Here is a 16630-nt window from a genome sequence, read left to right as displayed (position 1 = left end):
CACATTTGTCATCGTCACCGTATTCACCGTCAACGTCCCACTTGTCACCTCAGCCCCCGTTGCCGTCCTATTTCCCATAAACGCCATATTCATCACAGTAGCATTAGCCCTCCCATCTCCCTCCATCTTAATCCCCGTCCCCCCACTTGCTAAATTAATCGTCGCCCCTACCCCCACCACATTAGCCGTCCCCGTTCCCTTAAACACTATCCCCGTCTTGACCTTACTAAAATTCGTACCCACCAACGTCACTGTCCCTCCTGTACCATTCACCTCTATCCCCGTATTATCTCCCCCTCCACTAACCTTCACCCCCCTATTCAACGTCACATCTCCCCCATCCCTCACCTCAATCACAGCACCTCCCCCATTCCTAACCTCAATCGATCCTTTAACCACCGTAACAGAAGACCCACCCCCACTCACCTCTATCCCCTTGTGCACATCTGTCATCGTCACATTATTCACCGTCAGCACCCCTCCATTTTCCACCTGAATCGCCGGATTATTATTACTACCACTATCCGTAATCTTCAGCTCACTACTTATCGTAATATTCGTCCCTCTCCCATGCACCTTCACAGCAGGATGACCACTATTCGACGTCCCCTTCCCCCCCGTCTCACTCATATCTATAGTTCTCTTACCACTCAGCTGCCCCTTCCCATCACCCCTCCCATTACTCTTCCCATCACATTCGATCCGCCCCTTATTATTATCACTACTACTCCCATTACCACTAGGATTAGCAACCCCCTTACAATTCAGTCCAGCATAAACCTTATTTTGATCTGTAAGAAGAGCAAGACTAGCCAGAACAGCTGTCGAGAGAACACACAAACAAACATGATGTCTTAACACACGACGCATAACCATAACCCATACACTCTCTTTAAATAACCCTGACAAAAAGAGACAAAATGTTCTTAAATAAAAGAATAAAAAAATGATAACACACACGAACGCTTTGATTACAAAATCAAACACCCACCATAAAGCCTTCGACAAAAAAAACATCAAAACAAAACTAGACGCTCTCTAAACAAAACCATAAACACATATCGGAAAACAAACAAACCTAAGCCATAACAGCTCACTAAACTCAGTAAAAATACTGTCACTATCATACACTGGAGGGGAAGCATAAGTCAGTTATACGCACGCATCTATAAAGCTTCATAATGACTTTCATACTGTCTTAACCTACATCAACTTTCATTCTTCAAACGTTGTAAACAGACCTTCGACTGTGCTGAAATTACTCAACCACACATACACTCTGCAAAAGCTTGACGTATTTTTCCTTCTCCTATACTTCTTCATAGTTCCATGCTTCTTCATAGATATAAACTATAAGCTTCGTTGATCAGTGGATACTGGTGTAGAACTTAGCCAATAAGTTTTAAAAGCGGATATGTTCAAATATAAATGGGTAAGTTTTATTAAAAACAAACAATCAAAGATTGATGAAAATTTCCCAATACATTGTTGCTAAAACATGATGTTAAAATTTTCAAAAACCCGTTTCTATTCGATTATAAACCAATTGTGTGAACGCATAAATCTGCCCTCCGACAAATGGAGCTGTTAACGCTAAAAAATGTCAGAATCATTTCCTGCACTTGTGTTAACGCCTGAAATAACGCAATAAAAATCCCTATAGACATAGCAGCAAGGAGTGCTGGAGTACTAGCAATTAAAATGGTCCATATAGCAGCCGTTACCATATCAATAGCATCAGCTTCATTCATACTTCAACCTTAACCTCAATAGGTTTACTACTCATTACTGTAATACCAGGACCGATAAGTACTTTTTCATTATTATCTAATGTTGCAAACATACCATCACTATAGATATGAATGGATTCAACATATCCCTCTACTCCATTAATGGAACCACTTGAAAGTATCTGATCAAGTTTATCATTTGTCTTTATAGTTTGTTTAACAACTGAAAAGCTTGCTAATTGCGCTACAAATTCTGTTGAATTCATAGGATTGGTTGGATCTTGATTGTTCATCTGTGCCACCAACAATTTTACAAATGTATCGAAATTTGTGTCTTTCTTAGCTTCAATAACATTTTGTCTTCTACTATCTCTGCGCAGAAAACTTTCAAGACTACCACTACCAACCGCACCTAACGCCATATCACACTTCATTAACCTGTCTAATTTCTCTTGCGTTTGCATTTGTTAAAAGTATTTTTCCCATAATTTGCGCTTCTCTTGGGAATAAACCACGAATAACTTTCAACACTTCAAAAATTTTATTTTGCTCGGTTAAATAGATACACTCTTTCAACCCTTCCAAAAGATCACTATCCGTAAAAGTTTGAAATAATTTTTTAACAATCCAACAAAAACTGCCAATGCCTGTTCAGCTTCTCCTGGGTTAATCAACATAAGTTGAGCAGAAAAATAAAGTTGTTTAAGTGGCGTATCAGTATCTTCCACTTGTAAAACATGCCCCCTCTAAAAGAAAAGTCACATCATTGAGCAATTCAAAAGTCACTTTACGATCTACACGTAAAATTGCACCATTAATAAAAATTTTTTCATTCGGCTTTAATGTTAAATACATTGGTTGCCTTCTCATTCACACATTTCCGGATTAGCGGAAAGACCATCGCGGATAGATTCTGAAATCTCAACGAGAACATCAAAATCAGCAACTTCCCCTTCATCTAGTTTCTGAATTTCCTTTAAAATAAAAAAAACAATAGAGATAAGAGATGCCTTCAATTCTGGTGGCAAAGCATTTTCTGCCTGTCCGAGATCTTCAATAAGAATGATCCAAAGCTTCCGAGCAAATTGAACTGCTTCATTAGCCTCATGTGAACCAGGGCCTTTTGCCTTTGCGTCCAAAAGAAGTTTAATGCAACGATCAAATAAAGACTCGTTCACGCTCACGCGCGCTCATTGCATTATCTTCCAAGACATCTTCATATCGCATTTGGTATATCAAATAACTGCACCTCTTATCTTAAATAATTAACAAGACTTAACTGGCTTATCCGCCCTGTTAAAGTATAAGAAAGATTTAACATCGCTTCTAACGCTTGAACTTTCTGAACAGCCCCTGTTGAATCAACACCAATTAAATCAATCTTTGCTTTCATGAGAAGATCTGTCTGAATCTCAATTCGTTGTGTAACCGTTTTTACTCTCACTTCAGCACTCCCGATTCTGGAAGCTATAGCAATAATTTCACTCGTAGAACTACTTGTAGATGTTTGATCATTAGAAGTCCGCACCTTTGAATATAGACTTTCTTGTTTTGACAAACCAATATCGCCAAACTCTGCCACCAAAACCATATTTTTCATGGCATTGCGAAATCCTTTTTCATTAACACTCGCTGCAATATTGACTATCTCACCATTTGACAAAATACGCTTTTCAATAGAGCCATCCTGAGCATTTGAAAAAACTTTGGTGAAATTCTCTTCATCAAACAAGTTACTAAATGGCCCATCAATAAATTCTTCCATCTCTTCACTGGTAAGATCTTCCGGTTTTCTACCATCTAGAAATTTATCAAATGTATCTTTTACGACTTTACTAGGCCCCGTTTTACCACCAACTGTATAAAAGTTTAACGGCTGTTCACTAGTATTAATCCCACCAAATACATATTCACCATTATAATTGGTATTTAAAGCAGAAATAAATGCACTCAAAGAATCCTGTGCAACTGCTTGTATCACAGACGGCGTTGTATTTCCCGGATCGCCCATAAGCATATTGTTAAAAAGAGTCAATGCTCCTGGTGCAGCTGCTGCATCACCTGATGAAATCAAACTATGTATTGCAGCTTGCATAGAGGACATTCTTAACATCGCCAATTTATTGGTATTACTAAAACCTTCAACATAACTCATCTGACTTTCAATATTTACCAAGCGTCCTGTTCCGCGCCCTAATGTAAGACCTGGATCATACAGTTTTCCAGTAGTCGCTTCATAACTTGCTTGCATTAATTCAGACTGCCCATTAGTAATTACATTACGCCGAGCATTACTTAAAACATATATCGTCTAACATTTTGCCAACTGTACTGATAATACGCGTGGTGGCTGCATATGTCTGTTCTAATTGTAACATTAACACCATTTCATCATCTGTATTTACGCCCGTTCCGTTGGATAATGCTTCAGATGCATGTAAAAACATTATACTGTGATATTTTGCGTCTTTATCCGCATCTGAGCGTAACCCTTCAAACCAACCGATTGAATTTCTACTAAAATCCATAATAGATTGTTCGGGAGACAAACCTGTATCTGCTCCAAATAACCGTTTTTGGTCAAAAGCATCCACTAACGATTGAAGATCCTCACCAAAATGTCCTGGTCCACCGCCTTCTGTATTACTATCAAATACAGAATTAAGCCGTATTCTCCCTGACAACCCCTCAATAGGACCAATGACCCTATCTGGCTGATCACCATCTAAAAACAAGGAAGGAGGACCTGGAAACATTTGCATTAAAGCATTTGCCATTTCATCTAACTGTTTTTGATACTGTGGTGCTATTTCATCACGTATCCTCAACAATCTACCAAGATTGCCACCACTATTGGGGTCAACAAAAAATGGGTGGCCTAACGGCACGCCATCAACAAAGACTTGCTTTCCCGCAACAGCAGCTGGCAAAGAGCCGCTCGATTGAAATGTTACCTCCCGTGGGGTCTTATCATACAAAGTACTGCCATCTATACCATAAATGGTCATACTCCCATCAGAATGATACCTTGTATTGATGTCAATTTCTTGAGATAAAGTTTTTAAAACTGTATCTCTCTGGTCCATATAGATGCTATCACCCCGCTTCGCATTCATTTTTCGAAACACATATTGATCAAGCTCATGAAACTGTCGCAATAAATCATTAATATGATCAACAGAGTCCTGAATATCGCTATCTGCATCATTGCGTAGCCTTTCGATCTCGCGATTGCCTTCATTTAAACTGTAAACCAAATCACGCGCACGATCAACGGCCGCATCTCCTGCAGAACGCTGTTGCGGATTATTCGCATAAGTTTGTAGTGCTTTTTGAAAAGCGCTAAGCAATTGTGAAGGCTCACGTGAAAACTCATCCACCCCATAAATGTTAGACAAACGATTAAGCCCATTAGCGACACTGCCAGTAACAGCAGCTTGACTCGATTTGACCAAATAATTATTCAACAAATGAACATCACCGTCACGACGAACCATAAGATGAATAGCACCTCTTGGCCCTGATTCTATATATGAAGTTCGTTGGACATAATTTGGGTCTTGAGCGCCAACTACATTTTGCAAAACAATACCCAATTGACCTGTAGTCGTCTTGAGAGAGTTTCGTGCTGTGTTAATTGTTGAATTAAACGCCATAATTTGAAATCTTTGTAAATTTTACCTAAATTATCGTTTCAAATTAACAATAACATCCATTAATTCAGAACCCGTTTGAAAAACTTTGGAATTAGCCGTATAATTACGTTGAGCCTCAATCATGTCTGTTAATTCATCACTCATCTCAACGTTTGAATCTTCAAGATAGCCTGAATACAACGAACCAAATACACCATCCCCAGGACGTCCCATCATTTGACTTCCTGTACGACTATTAATCCCCAAAATAGAGCCACTTAAAACAGTCAAACTTTCTGGCGACGTCACAGTGGTCATACCTACGTATCCCACAATACGCATTTGATGATTAGTATACCTTATCTCAATTTCACCATTGCGACCAAAGGTAAAACCATCAAAAGCACCAGATTCCATACCATCTGCTTCAATTTCAAAGGCAGATAAATTACCAACTTGTGTAACCAAGGAATCTTTTCCTACCCCACCCATGTTCACATTGACTTCAAAAGTACCATCTTCCCCATCATTTTCTGGCAGTGTTAATTTAAAATCGTCTACAGAATCTTTAAGATTGCCATCTTTATCAAAAACCAAATTCGTAGTACCAACCTTTTCCTCTCCAACATAAGCATCAACTGTTTACTTACTTATCATCAGTTTTACGCATATAGAATTCAACCTGAACCATCTTACCCTGACTATCATAAGTGGTTATCGATTTTTATGATTATAACTTCCAGGGTCATTGGGATCAATATTCCCTCCAGGTGGATCCAAAACCAGCGCGCTAGCATCAAAATTCACTTTAAAATCAATTTTTGTCGTAATCTCAGAACCAAATAAATCAGTCAGACCACCTTTAATTTAAACTCTTTGTCCATCCTCATTTAAAAGATAATAACCAGCTACGTTACGAACATATCCATCCTTATCACGAGTAAAAGAACCTGCACACGTTAAATATTCTACTCCGTTTTCATCTGCAACACGAAAAAAACCATTACCATCAATCATCACATCACCCATCCGACCTGTGGCACGCGCCGGACCACTATATGGAAATGTTATGACCAACATAGCTTTTTACCCCACCAGGAACATAAGCATAATCTCCAGAAGGTCCTACATAATTAGAAAATTGGACATCTGTACGTCTATATCCAATTGTACTAGCATTGGCGACATTTTCTGCCACACAGAAAGGCGTGTTCCTTGAGCGTTCATACCTGAAACACCCGTACACATCATTTCATAAATACTCATATTATCTCCTGTTAATGTTAGCCTATTACGTTATCATAAGCAGACTTTCTTGCACGAAATTTTTGCTTAACATCTCCACCAAAATAAAATGATTTTAAAAAAGATACATTTTACAAATAGTTTTATTTTTGGTGTAAGGGAGAGTGAAATTATGAGCGCTAACTACAGTGTATTTTAAGAAAAAGGCAGAAAAATAGAAAAAAGTAGACGTTTTTAAAAACATTAATTTTTAACTATTAAACTGTAACCAAGAAAGCGTTTTGAGTTAATAACGTCATAACCGATTTTTAATTTGAGCTTTTTGCGGAGCTTACTAATATGGCTTTCAACGACGTTTTCTTCGATAACATCGTCAAAGATGCCATAGATAGCTTTAAAAATTTGTGTTTTGTTAACGCGTTTACCGTAGTTTGTTGCAAGGTATTCAAGAATACGTCTTTCGCGGCGTGGAAGAGGAAAATCTGTGCCATTGATGCGTGGATCGCGTCCATCATTAAAGATGCTAATAGGGCCAATTTCTATTGCAGCGTTGGTGCTACGAATACCACCCTCGATGCGTCGGTGAATGGCAGCAATACGTGCGAGAATCTCGCGTACATGTATTGGTTTGCGCAAAACATCATCAATGCCAGCTTGAAAAAGTTCTATTGTATGATCGAGAACTTTCATTTCTGTCATAGCTAAAATAGGTGCAGAGCTGTATGTGCGGATTTCCTGTGGAAGTTTAATTTGATTTTCGCATTTTCCTAAAAGAATTGCTTGAATCGAATTTACTTCATGTTCAGGAGCTGTTGAAATCCATTCACTAAAATCTGAAGGAAGGAGACCTGTTGTAGCCACTCCTTCTCGAGCGAACAGCGTAGAATAGCCATCTGTTACTAACTTACGGTCATCTACTATAACTATCATACGCTTCTCACTCAAATAATTTAATTTAACTTAAAATCTATTTTTGGAAAGATCTAAATCTTAACAAAAAGTATAATTTAATCTTTTAAAACACAAGTTATTTTTCTAATTTATCTTATATAAATCAATGATTTGCTATTTATAGTTGTATTATTAATTTGGTTATACAACTTATATTTGTTTAATGCATATAAAATTGTTCAAAATGAAACAATATACCATTTTTCTTCAAAAAATGATTCAAGGTGTGTTTTTACAAAATGCTCGAGAATTAGGAGTCTATTGACCAAAACCATTTACAATCATATTACGCATAACGCGACATATATAACCTCTTTGAGCTGGGTCATTATTGGGACCAGCGTAATAACGCACAACTGCCATAGTCCAGTTACTTTCTTTTTGACGTAAACTTCGTAAAAAGCGTGCTGCGTAATCCACATTAACGTGAAGTTGTAGCATCTCTATCACAGAAGAAAAATGCTTACGATGATGAAAATAGTTGATTTGCATACAACCCACATCGATTAATTTAGCACCACGCTGTTAAGCAGTTTTAAAAATACATAAAGCTTCTACTTGCGTTTTAACAAAAACAGCTTTCCCATCAATATTTAATGCATAAGGTTGAAGTGATTCTTTATGACCTGTTTCTGTTAAACCAATCGCATAAAGAATACCCATTTGAATCTCTGCAATCTTTTGATCTTGCACATTACCTTTCATAGAAGCAAGAACCTTTTCATCCGACAGCTTCGTGCTTCGGCTAACCAGCGCTTAAACGCCTCACGCAGCTGATTGCCTTTGCCTTCTTTTGGTTGAACCAAAGCCTTATTAACTTTAGACATTGAAGACACTGATGTAGAAAGAATATCACACAATTCATTAGTATTTATCATCATATCTATGTTCCCAATAATTTATCGACTTCGTTTATTTTTTCTTGTGCTTGCTCGATAAGCTGATTTATTCCTGTTGATGTAGAAGATGGAGCATTTTGTTGCTGAACAGCTTTTTTTGACATTGTATCTAACTCTTTTTGATTTTGTGGTTGTGTAGAATCTTGTATCTTAACTTCTTTTTGACCATCCACTAAAGAAGAAGTAACTTTTTGTGCCACAGCCTGCGCAGCAATAAATAATAAGCGATCTTTTTTTGATAAATCTTTGCATGAAATATTCTGTAATAATTGTTCCGCTTCATGTGCTGTTACAGAACTAGCTAAACTAGCAGCATAATAAAGGCGGGCCGGATTGCGCACTAATAAAGCCAAAAGATCCGTCTTACCGAGAATTGTCGCAACCTTAATCTCACGACGAATTGCACTTTCTTCAAATAAAGTCCCCGGAGAAAAAAGCCTTCTTGATCCAATTGCTTCATAGCCAAAACAGGATTTTATAATCGTATTACCAACCGTAGAAAGAACTATAGAAAAGAACAAAGCAGGTGGAATAGATTGAATATCTTCATCAGTTAACTTTGCAAAAGTGTAAAAAAACTTCTTGTTTATGAGACAAATAAGCCAAAACGCCAGTCATTATATTTTCTGCGATCATCCCTTGCCCATAACTTTTTTAAATTACGCGCACAACCGAAGGATTGCCATCATTAAAAAGGTAAATCAATAATGCATAAAGATTTTGCTCATCTTTCCAAACATTAGGATTAAAGCTTAAAAATTTTTCACCAATAAAGGCAGCAAGTACTTGCGCAATATCTTTAGAAATCCCTTGACGCAAATCAGCAAACCCTTCCATTAATTGGCTGTATATCTGAGCACCCAGGATTTCAATCGCACCCTGCTTGGCTGCTTCAATAGCTTTAGCACGCTCTTCTTCCATTTGCTGCTTTTCAGCCGCAAATTGTTTTTGCAACTTTTCTATCGTTTTTTGTTCAACCTGATAAAAGTCTTTTGTTCGACAACTTCAAAAGCAGTAGTATTATCAAAAGCAGTATGGAGAGGCAACATTTCTCTTATATCTTCTTCTAAAAAATCAGTATCGGATAACAAAAATTCTTCATATTTTTCATTATCACACACTTATTCATTTTCATCCCTAAAAAGTAAAACCTCTGTATCTTCATTGACAAGTGAAAAATCACTCAGAAAAGAAGCAAGTGATACACTTGCTTCTTTTTCAAATCCCTCACCTACCTTTTTCATTCCATTGATCACTTCCATTCAACATCTCACTTAGCAAATCTATGCAGGCTGTACAGTTGCATTGGTATCATTAACCCATTCGCGTAAAACCTCAGAAAAGCGTTGTTCATCTATTTTTATCATTTTCTCAAGACGATTTTGGAGTGCTACACGCATATGACTGCGCAAGTCACTAAGTGTATCATCTTTTTCTCCTGTAATCCCACCAAATTCTCTATTAGTGTTTAGATTAATTTTCCAAAGCAGGCACATCTTTAGGACTTGCCAAAGCACTTTACCCCTAATTTCTGAAGAGCACGCCCGGAAGAAGAAAGAAAAGCCAAAAGTTTATCAAGCATATAGTTGCACCATTTTTGTTGAAAAAACCCATTTCGAGCCAAATAAAGACAACTTTTCTATAACTGCTTATCTACTCTTTTTCTCTAAAGTCATAAAAAATAAAACTTGCGCGAAAATGACTTTTACCTTCAACAAAAAAATCTCACAATACCTATTGACTATTACTTTTAAGCATTATGTTTATAGTAATACTGTATTCTAATAAAAGAAAGAATTTAAAAATTAATTTTTAAACTATATCTATTCTTACAACATAATTACATATAAATACAATATGTTGTTTTATAAATAAACAATATGTATTTTATTATGATTTATTTTTAAATATGCAAAAATATTTTTTTCTACAGATAAATTATAATGAAATATTTATTGCTCTAAATAATCCATTTGTGTCCTTATTATAAGCGGGGAGGGATCAATATGGGATTTATAAATAAGGAAAGTATCATGCATAAAAAGTCCCTTTTATTATCCACAGCAACTGCAGCTATCGTATTGTTTAGCCCCCATCTTAATGTACATGCGGAAGCTCTTAGCGTTACTGGTGAGCAAGATCCAAAGGTAGTTTCTGGTAAACCTTATCAAGCTGAAGATGAGAAAGGAAGCGCTATTAGTGCGACAGCGGGTGGTAAAATCGACGGTACAAAATTAACGTTAACTGGTAAAGGCAGTAAGGGAACTGGTGCAAGTGCTAGTGGTTCTGGAAGTATGATTGACTTGAAAGATACAATAATTAATCAAGTTGCGACTGGTCTTAAAACAGAAGATCGTGGTGAAGTCACAATGACTGGCGGCATTATTGAAGCGACTGGTGTGGCGGTATCGGCTGAAACCAATGGTGTTGTCATACTAAACGATGTGCTCATCACATCTGAGAAACAAGGACTAACTGCAACGGGTGGAGCGCACATTACAGTGAATGGTAGTTCTATTAATGCGGGTAAAATTGATGAATCTCTTGATTTAAGAAATGATAAAACCATTATAGCAGTAGAGGCTGCAGGCGAAAGTGTTATCACTATCACTTTAAACGATGAGGACAAAATCCTATCTGATGGTACTGGGCTGTCTGCAAAGGATGAAAAGACAATAATTACAATAACTGGTGGTACTATTAATGCAGCTGAAATGGCAGTAGCGGCTGAAAACAAGGGTGCCGTCATCTTAAATCAGGTAGCAGTCGAATCTGAGGATCGTGGACTGTTTGTGCGTAAAGAAGCGCAAATCACAATGAATGGTGGTTCTATTGATGCAGATGTAGCAGTAAAAGCTCAATATAACGGCACTATTACCTTAAACAATGCTGTAACAATCAAATCTCAAAATAAAGGACTATCTGCAGACAAAGAAGCGCAAATTACAATGAATGGTGGCTCTATTGATGCAGGTAAAACAGCAGTAGAGGCTGTAGATAAAAGTATTATAAAGTTAAACAATGGTGTAAAAATCACATCTAAAGAGCAAGGGTTGTTCGCAGAAGGTGAAGAATCGAAAATTACAATGGTGGGAGGAAAAGTTAGTGGAAAACATGCAGTTTATGTAAAAGATGGAGGGCAGATTGCTCTTGCAAATGTCACAGTTATATCCAAGCAAGGTGATGGATTGCTTGCAGAAGGTAAAAATACGAAAATCACAATGACGGGGGGACAAGTTACTGCAATAGCGGGGGACGATTTTAATGCGGTGGATGGTGTTGCATTCCATGTAAGAGAAGGGGGGCATATTGATGCCATCAATGTTTTGGCGGTAGCGGATAAGGTTGGCTTAGAGTTATTCAACGAAAATAATAAAGTCAATTTCACTAATACAAAAATTATCGTTAAAGATGGTGTCGGTATTCATCTCACTAAAATTCCCGATGATAGTGAAACGGATCTTTCCCAAATTTTAAAAGAAGAAGGGCAACTTTCTGGAGTGTCTGGAGAACAACCTAAGACTTTTGATAATACTATCACACTTAAAAAATCGGAAATTCGTGCTGATATATTGCTAAACACTACAAGTGAGGCTAATGCTATTTTAACCTCAGACCATTCTATCTTAGAAGGTGGAACAAGGGTTGGTGACCAAGATAACATAATCTTTAATCTCAATAATGGCTCTAAATGGATTTTAAAGACAAGTAAAAAAGAAGCAGATGAGGATGGATTGCTTGATATTTCTAAAAGATCGCGTTCTGATATTTCCATGCTTAATCTTAATGACAGTTCTGTTATTTTTGATGGACCGACAGAAGGTCATTATCAAACATTGCAGGTAGGGTCAGATGTACCTGAAACTGAAGCAGTTTATAATGCGAAAGGTAACACTAAACTCTACTTAAATGCTGAATGGAGTGATGGTAAGAAAATAGAAAAGCAAAAAGCTGATCATCTTCTCATTAAGGGTGGCGTATCAGGGGCAACAACAGTGTATGTTAACACTAAAGGAAGTGCTGCAGAAGAAAACGTTTCTCTCCCTTGGAATGAGCGTGGAATTTCTCTGATCCAAGTCTCTGGAAAAGCAGAAAAAAATTCTTTTAAATTAGCGAATGGCTATACCACAATCGGTGGTTCGCCTTACAAATATACATTGAATGCCTATGGACCAAAATCAAGCAATGGTTTGGCTAGTGCTGACCAAATGTTGTTTGAGAAAGATCCTGCTGTAGATGACCAAAGTACCCGTGTTGATGATGTTGTAGATAATAAAGGTAATGATTTCTGGGATTTTCGCCTACAAAATCAATACCTTGCCAACTCAAACGTAAAAGCTCTTGCGCCACAAATGGCAAACTATTTGGTGATGCCGAGCGCTTTATTTTCCACCGGTTTCACTGATATCGAAAATCAAAATGCTCTCTTAACTAATCTTCGGGCAGCAATGCCATGGGGCATGAAAAACGATAAGCAGAATCCTTTCTTCTTATCTACTTATGGAAGCAAAGCAACTTTATCATCCAACCGCACTGCTCTTGAATATGGCTATGGTGCTGATATCGGCTACGCCGCAATACAAACAGGTGTTGCATTGGCCTCATTGGAAGGACAAAATATCTCTTCATACTTTGGGTTTTTAGGAACTTACGGAAAGCTATCTTTCACGCCACAAAATATGGCAGATGTTGACAAAACTGCACTCGAAAAATGGGGTATTACAGCTTATAGTAGTGTACAGCATAATAGTGGGGTGTACCTCAATGCGCTCTTATCCTATGGTTTCTTGAAAGGAAATGTCTTCAATGCCGTCATTGGTCGTACTGCAAAGTTAGATGATGTGAATACATGGAGTGCGTCTGCTACTCTGGGTAAAAAGCTAGCAACCAGTGTTGAAGGATTGGTCTTTGAACCACAGATGCAGATTGCTTATCAACAATTGTTGTTGGGCAGCATTCAAGATGCCGATAACTTTAAAGTAGATATGGGTAATCCTCATCAGTGGGCCGTTCGTATGGGTGGACGTTTAACTAAAAATGTTAACCGTGTTGAAGATGGTCATCTCTTCTCTTTCTATGGTAAACTGAACCTTATTAGTACTTTTGGCGATGAAGGAACAATACGCGTTGGTGATAGCTTCCGTCTTGATCCTATGGGATCAGCAATTGAAGGAGGAGTAGGTGTCAATGCGCAACTATTCCAGAATATCGCACTCCACGGGGATATTAGTTATCAGCAAAAGCTTCAAAAAGCTGGTGTATCTGGAGCAACTCTCTCAGGGGGATTGAAGTATCGTTTTTAAAACAGTGATAATATTCACTTTGATTAAAAAGGCAGCACATTGTGCTGCCTTTTTAGTATGTTGAAATCTTTTACCTCATCACACAAAAATTGATCATCAAAAAGAAACTTCCTTTTTATTTCTGGGAAAAATTAATACACGATGTTGTTGTGATTAACGGTTGAAAGTACCCTAACATCAACAATCGTAACATTGCTCTCTATGGTAAATTGAACATTACCAAAACTTCTGGCGATTATAATAATATAAGCCAGCAATAACTTCTCCTTTGATCCTATAGAATCCACATTAAAAAAGGAGAAAATTTATATGAAGCGCGTTCAAAATATCACACTCTCTAGAAATTTAATCATCAGAAAAAACTCCAAAAGCCGGATTATCCGGAAATTTTTTCAGCAGCATTGTACTACTATTTTTAAAAAATGTTCCTATCTTTTAAATAATAAAATATATATCGTTTTTTATTCTTTACATAAAATACAGAATAAGTTAAACGCTTTTAATAAAACTTTAGGAGGTGGATAAATATTTAAGGGTATATAGATGCGTAAAAAAGGTCTTTTATTATGCACGATGAGTGGGGTTTTATTTTATTCTTATTATAACATAAGCTATGCGCATAGTGATACAAGAGGGAGAATTTCAGTAAATGCCAATAGGCAGCCAATAGTGCTAAATAATGTTAATATTTATGACAAAGAAATTGCAATAGATGCTGATCGCTATCCTTTAACAATTACAATGAGGGGAGGAAGTGTTTCGGGTTTTTATGCTCTTAGTGCAACGAATGGTGGAAGTATTAGTGCCACAAACATTCACGCAAAAGCAGGACACGTTGGTTTGCTAGCCTCAGATGGTAGAATTAGCCTTAAGGATTCATTCGTAACTATCAAACGTGGATTCGGTATCGCCTTTCAACCACAAACAATACCTCACGGAGGATATAATACCAATGTAGTAACGTTTTTAAATACAAAACTATTTGTTGAAAGTGGTATAGGTATTTTAGGACCTTTTGCAGACAGTGCAGTAATTCTCCAAAATTCGAAAATTCGTGCTGATGTTTTAGTGAAAAATAAAGCGCATCCAGGAAACAATAATGCTACTCTTATACTAAACGCAAATCACTCTACTTTAGAAGGTGGTACAAGATTTTTACAAGAAGAAGCTGCATCACAACAAGAAACTGCGAATGTAATACAATATCGTAATAACCAATCTTCAATCCCTTTGACAATTCCACAACGAAAAATAATTTTTAATCTCAACCAGGGTTCCAAATGGATTTTAAGGGCCAGTAAAACAGAAACAGATAAGAGAGACCATATGCTTGGTCCCCTTCGAACAAATCTGATTCTTGATATTGCTCAAAGATCCCATTCTGATATTTCTGTGCTTAATATCAACAATAGTTCTATCATTTTTGAAAGCCCGACAGAAGGTCATTATCAAACATTGTATGTAGGAGCAGGAACAGATGGCCGTGAAGCAGTTTACAATGCAAAAGGTCATGTAAATCTCTACTTAAATGCTCAGTGGAGTGATGATAAGAGAGCAGATCAGCAAAAAATTGATCGCCTTCTTATTTTTGGGCATGTAACAGGATCAACAACAGTTCATACCAATGTTTATGGAGACTCTACAGACGTAGCTGCATTTCGTTCTTGGAATGAACGTGGAATTTCTCTAATCCAAGTTTCTGGAAATGCAAAAGAAAATTCCTTTGAATTAGCAAATGGCTATACTACAATTCATGACTTACCTTACAAATACGTGCTGAATGCTTATGGACCAACATCACGTAATGGTTTAGCTAATATCAACCAAAGATTGTCTGGTGTCAATCCATATAATAATGCTTTTTGGGATTTCCGCCTGCAAAATCAATACCTCGATTCCAGTGCAAAGATAAGAGCTCTTGTGCCGCAAATGGCAAATTATTTAGTGATGCCGAGTGCTTTATTTGTTGCAGGTTTTACTGATATTGAAAATCAAAATGCTCTCTTAACCAATATTCGCCCGATGCCATGGGAAATGAAAAATAATAAGAAACTTTTCTTTTTTATATCTTCTTATGGAAACAAAGTGACTTTATCATCTAACCGTACTGCGCTTGAATACGGTTATGGTGCTGATATTGGCTATGCTGCTTTACAAACAGGTGTTGCATTGGCCGCATTGGAAGGGCAAAACATTTCTTCATATTTCGGGCTTTTAGGCACTTATGGAAAACTGTCTTTCACGCCAAAAAATATGGCAGATGTTAAGAAGACTACATTCGATAAATGGCTTTTCACAGCTTATAGCAGTATACAGCATGATGGTGGGGTGTATGTTAATATTTTTTTGTCTTATGGTTTTTTTAGAGGAAATATCTCCAATGCCATTATCGGTCAAACTGCAAGAGTGGATGATGCAAAAACATGGAGTGCGTCTGCTACTTTGGGAAAACAGTTCGTAACCAGTTTTGAAGGCTTGGTATTTGAGCCACAGACACAGATTGCTTATCAGCAATTGATATTTCGTACCATTCAAGATGCCGATAAATTTAAGGTGGATATAGGCAGTCCTTATCAATGGTCAGCGCGTATGGGTGGGCGTGTGGTTAAAAATGTTAACCAATTTGAAGACGGTCGTACCCTTTCCTTCTATGGTAAACTCAATCTTATCAGTGTTTTTGGTGATGGAGGAACAGTACAAGTTGGTAAGAATAGTTTCTATTTTGATTCTATAGGATCTGCAATTGAAGGGGGGATAGGTTTTAATGCACACTTTGTTCAAAACATTACATTCCATGGAGATATTAGCTATCAGCAAAAACTTCAAAAATCTGGCTTATCTGGAGCTATTTTCTCAGGAACATTGCG

Annotated in this window: 15 protein-coding genes and 4 pseudogenes; 2 read left to right on the top strand and 17 right to left on the bottom strand. The window is 37.3% G+C overall.

Annotation, left to right across the window (positions count from 1 at the left end; genetic code table 11):
* From ME3_RS07025 to ME3_RS05365, 17 genes and pseudogenes are all read right to left on the bottom strand, one after another.
* The coding region (locus ME3_RS07025) for a hypothetical protein (RefSeq protein WP_007477820.1) at nucleotides 1-876 on the bottom strand (876 nt) is incomplete at its 3' end.
* 637 nt (nucleotides 877-1513) lie between these two features.
* Nucleotides 1514-1751 (bottom strand): annotated as a pseudogene (locus ME3_RS05425) (flagellar biosynthetic protein FliQ).
* Nucleotides 1748-2152: a flagellar hook capping FlgD N-terminal domain-containing protein gene (locus tag ME3_RS05420; protein WP_039952660.1), complete on the bottom strand. Its 405-nt coding sequence runs from the start codon at nucleotides 2150-2152 to the stop codon at nucleotides 1748-1750. The pseudogene ME3_RS05425 and the gene ME3_RS05420 overlap by 4 nt, the downstream one beginning before the upstream one ends.
* Nucleotide 2153: 1 nt before the next feature.
* Nucleotides 2154-2600: pseudogene (flbT, locus tag ME3_RS05415) on the bottom strand (flagellar biosynthesis repressor FlbT).
* A pseudogene (gene flaF, locus ME3_RS05410) lies at nucleotides 2597-2966 on the bottom strand (flagellar biosynthesis regulator FlaF). Before flaF ends, flbT begins: the two co-directional pseudogenes overlap by 4 nt.
* 16 nt (nucleotides 2967-2982) lie before the next feature.
* Nucleotides 2983-3981, bottom strand: coding sequence for a flagellar hook-associated family protein (locus tag ME3_RS05405; protein ID WP_007477814.1), 999 nt, complete (start codon nucleotides 3979-3981; stop codon nucleotides 2983-2985).
* A gap of 40 nt (nucleotides 3982-4021) precedes the next feature.
* On the bottom strand, nucleotides 4022-5386 hold the full coding sequence (flgK, locus tag ME3_RS05400) for a flagellar hook-associated protein FlgK (protein ID WP_007477813.1): 1365 nt from the start codon (nucleotides 5384-5386) through the stop codon (nucleotides 4022-4024).
* Nucleotides 5387-5416: 30 nt separating this feature from the next.
* The gene (locus ME3_RS07240) at nucleotides 5417-5962 is read right to left on the bottom strand and encodes a flagellar hook-basal body complex protein (protein WP_007477812.1); all 546 of its coding nucleotides are present in this window, start codon (nucleotides 5960-5962) and stop codon (nucleotides 5417-5419) included.
* Between the two features lie 270 nt (nucleotides 5963-6232).
* Nucleotides 6233-6445, bottom strand: coding sequence for a hypothetical protein (locus ME3_RS07235; RefSeq protein ID WP_007477809.1), 213 nt, complete (start codon nucleotides 6443-6445; stop codon nucleotides 6233-6235).
* Complete coding sequence (locus ME3_RS07230) at nucleotides 6420-6563, bottom strand: hypothetical protein (RefSeq protein WP_245256344.1); 144 nt, start codon at nucleotides 6561-6563, stop codon at nucleotides 6420-6422. The genes ME3_RS07235 and ME3_RS07230 overlap by 26 nt, the downstream gene beginning before the upstream one ends.
* 290 nt (nucleotides 6564-6853) lie before the next feature.
* On the bottom strand, nucleotides 6854-7540 hold the full coding sequence (locus tag ME3_RS05390) for a response regulator transcription factor (protein ID WP_007477805.1): 687 nt from the start codon (nucleotides 7538-7540) through the stop codon (nucleotides 6854-6856).
* Nucleotides 7541-7819: 279 nt separating this feature from the next.
* Nucleotides 7820-8266, bottom strand: a pseudogene (locus ME3_RS05385) (lysozyme family protein).
* Entirely contained in the window at nucleotides 8263-8442 is a 180-nt protein-coding gene (locus ME3_RS05380) for a hypothetical protein (protein ID WP_007477798.1), read from the bottom strand. Before ME3_RS05380 ends, ME3_RS05385 begins: the two are co-directional and overlap by 4 nt.
* Before the next feature lie 2 nt (nucleotides 8443-8444).
* Nucleotides 8445-8981 carry a hypothetical protein gene (locus ME3_RS05375; protein ID WP_007477796.1) on the bottom strand — a complete coding sequence of 179 codons (537 nt, stop codon included), beginning with the start codon at nucleotides 8979-8981 and terminating at the stop codon, nucleotides 8445-8447.
* Nucleotides 8982-9114: 133 nt separating this feature from the next.
* A complete protein-coding gene (locus ME3_RS05370) occupies nucleotides 9115-9414 on the bottom strand; it encodes a hypothetical protein (RefSeq protein WP_039952657.1) in 300 nt (99 codons plus the stop codon).
* Nucleotides 9415-9581: 167 nt separating this feature from the next.
* Nucleotides 9582-9722: a hypothetical protein gene (locus ME3_RS06940; protein ID WP_007477792.1), complete on the bottom strand. Its 141-nt coding sequence runs from the start codon at nucleotides 9720-9722 to the stop codon at nucleotides 9582-9584.
* A 21-nt stretch (nucleotides 9723-9743) separates the two neighbouring features.
* Nucleotides 9744-9977, bottom strand: coding sequence for a hypothetical protein (locus tag ME3_RS05365; protein WP_156785860.1), 234 nt, complete (start codon nucleotides 9975-9977; stop codon nucleotides 9744-9746).
* Nucleotides 9978-10493: 516 nt separating this feature from the next.
* Between ME3_RS05365 and ME3_RS05360 the strand changes: the two genes are divergently transcribed.
* Both ME3_RS05360 and ME3_RS05355 read left to right on the top strand, forming a co-directional pair.
* Complete coding sequence (locus ME3_RS05360) at nucleotides 10494-13763, top strand: autotransporter outer membrane beta-barrel domain-containing protein (RefSeq protein ID WP_051011135.1); 3270 nt, start codon at nucleotides 10494-10496, stop codon at nucleotides 13761-13763.
* 543 nt (nucleotides 13764-14306) lie between these two features.
* On the top strand, nucleotides 14307-16630 hold a 2324-nt coding region (locus ME3_RS05355), incomplete at its 3' end, for an autotransporter outer membrane beta-barrel domain-containing protein (protein WP_007477787.1).

Origin of the sequence: Bartonella melophagi K-2C, assembly GCF_000278255.1 — a bacterium.
Classification (GTDB): Bacteria; Pseudomonadota; Alphaproteobacteria; order Rhizobiales; family Rhizobiaceae; genus Bartonella; species Bartonella melophagi.
This window is presented reverse-complemented; position numbering and strand designations above follow the sequence as displayed.